This is a genomic window from Aquabacterium sp. (assembly GCF_035476535.1).
Lineage (GTDB): Bacteria > Pseudomonadota > Gammaproteobacteria > Burkholderiales > Burkholderiaceae_C > Pseudaquabacterium.
The window spans coordinates 1-2,242 of record NZ_DATILJ010000262.1; the positions used below are offsets into that span (position 1 = coordinate 1).

A 2,242-nucleotide genomic window follows, 5' to 3' on the forward strand; every position below is an offset into this window, starting at 1 on the left:
AGCGGCGCGCTTCATGCGTCGCGCAGGTCACCGAGCGTCGGAGCGCGCAATGAGGTCAACACAACACTGTCGGCGCGCACACCCCATTTGTCGCTGTCGGCACCCCGCCCGGCAGTAGCCGTGGCGGCATGCATCCACAAGGGGTCGACCGGCACCAGCTCGGCCCAGGCCGTGGGTGCGTACAGCGCGTACTGCCGGCTCAGGCCTTCGAGCAGGTAGTCGCCGAGCGGCTCGGTGCTGCTTTCGGGCAGTTGCCCCGCCAGTTGAGGACCGACGAGGATCGGCATCGAAAGATCGAGCGTCATTTGTTGCAATCGTGCGGCAACGCTCACGGGTTCGCCCAGTGCCGCATGGGCACGCCGGCGTGACGGCCCGAAGGAGCCGACCACGGCGCTGCCGGATTCGAGGCCCACACCCAAGGCAAGGGGCTGGACAGGGCTGTCTTCATGCGGGGGTTGCGAAGGCGCGAGCAGGGTTCGGGTGGAGCGCAGCAACTCCTGTGCGGCCAGCAAGGCTTGCTGCGGGTGATCGGCACAATCCAGGTAGGCGTTCCACACGGCCAGCACCGAATCACCGACGACATTCTCCACCACACCACCATGCTGCTCGATCACATCGACCGCAATGCAGCAGAAGGCATGCAGCATCGCGGCGGTTTCCTCTGCCGGCTTGTGCGCGGCAAACGAAGAGAAATTGCGGATGTCGGCGACCAGCACGCTGATGTTGCGCCGCTCGACCTGCACGCTGCCCGACGGATCGGTCTTCATCAGCCGTTGCGCCACCGGCCCCGGCAGGTAGGCACCCAGATGGGCCGACAGGCGTTCGCGCTGGGCGCGGGTCAGCGCGTGCTCGGCGGCCGCCAGCGCGGCCGAGGACACCAGCGCGAACAAGGCCACCGGCGCCCACGACAACCACAGCTGGGCCTGCAGCAAGGCCAGCGCCGAGGCAACGGCGATCACCAGCGCCAGCAGCACGCCGGCGATCGGCAGGCGCTTGGCGGTGACACCCGGCACGCGCCGCACCAGCACCAGCAACAGCAGCGCGATGCCCAGCACCGCCGCGCCCTGCAGCCAGGGCGCTGCTGCCGGCGTGTAGGGCAGCCGATGGTCGAGCAGGCCGACGATGGCCTGCGCGTGCACCTCCAGGCCGGACGACACCGCGGCATGCGGCGTTGCGACGGTATCGCCGATGCCGAAGGCGGTGGCACCGATCAGGGCGATCGCGCCGTGCAGCAGCTTGTCGTCGGCGCTGCCGTTCAGCACCTCGGCGGCCGATACCGAGGCGAACGCACGGCGCTCCAGCCCGTAGGGCACACGCAGATCGCCGCGCTCGTCCAGCGGCACCACCAGGCCCGGCAGGCTGGCGCTGGTGAGCCAGGCCGCCGGTGCCAGCAGGCCGCCGAAGGCCTGCTCGCGTGCCTGGTGCCAGACCCAATCCGGCGCCGCCGCAGGACCACTGCCACCGGCCTGCGCGGCACGCCACAGCGTTGACAAGGCCAGGCTGGGGTAGCTGCGGCCGTCGTGGCACACCAGGGCCGGCACCTTGCGTACCACGCCATCGCTCTCGACACGCGGCGTGATGTGGCCGAGCGCTGGCGCCACCTGCAGAAGTTCGGGCGCATTGCCGTAAAACCCCTGGCTGCGCGAAGCAAACGACGGGCAGCCAGCCGCGGCCAGCGCACCGCCGATGCCGCCGACACGCGGTGTCACCTGCGCATCGAGCGAGAAGATCTGACCGGCCACCACCGGCGCCTGGGTCCATGCCCCGGCCAGCGCAGCATCGCCATCACGGGCATCCGGGAAGGCAATATCGAAGGCCTGCACCACCGCGCCGGCCTCTTCGAGACGCTGCGACAGCTTGGCCACGGTGGCACGGGGCCAGGGCCAGGGCCCGACCTGCTTCAGGCTGGCCTCGTCGATATCCACCACGACGATGCGGCGCTCGGGGTGCGCGCTGGCGCCCAGGCGCCAGGTCCAGTCGCCGATCAGCTGCTCGGTGCGCTGGAAGCCTTCGGGCACCAGCGCGGTGAGCAGGCCGACGATGGCGGCAGCCGATATCAGGACGGCTGTGCGCAGCCGCCAGGGATGATTGCGCCAGAAGGCATTCATCGCAGATACCGTGTACTTCAAGCCTGTCCGTCAAGAGCGGCTCAACGCCCCCAGAGGGTCTTGCCGCGGAACAGCCCGCCGATCACGTCCCGCTGGAACAGGTAGCCGACTTCCTTGCTGTCGAGCGACACCAC

The 2,242-nt window shown here is 69.6% G+C and carries 1 protein-coding gene; it reads right to left on the minus strand.

What is annotated here, in order from left to right:
* Window positions 1–11: 11 nt before the first annotated feature.
* Window positions 12–2,108, minus strand: a complete 2,097-nt coding sequence (locus VLK61_RS26225) for a CHASE2 domain-containing protein (protein WP_325425561.1) — start codon at window positions 2,106–2,108, stop codon at window positions 12–14.
* Window positions 2,109–2,242 lie beyond the last annotated feature (134 nt).

Bases quoted from the DNA above. Each gene is read 5' to 3' on its own strand.
- VLK61_RS26225 (WP_325425561.1), bottom strand. From the start codon at position 2,108: ATGAATGCCTTCTGGCGCAATCATCCCTGGCGGCTGCGCACAGCCGTC.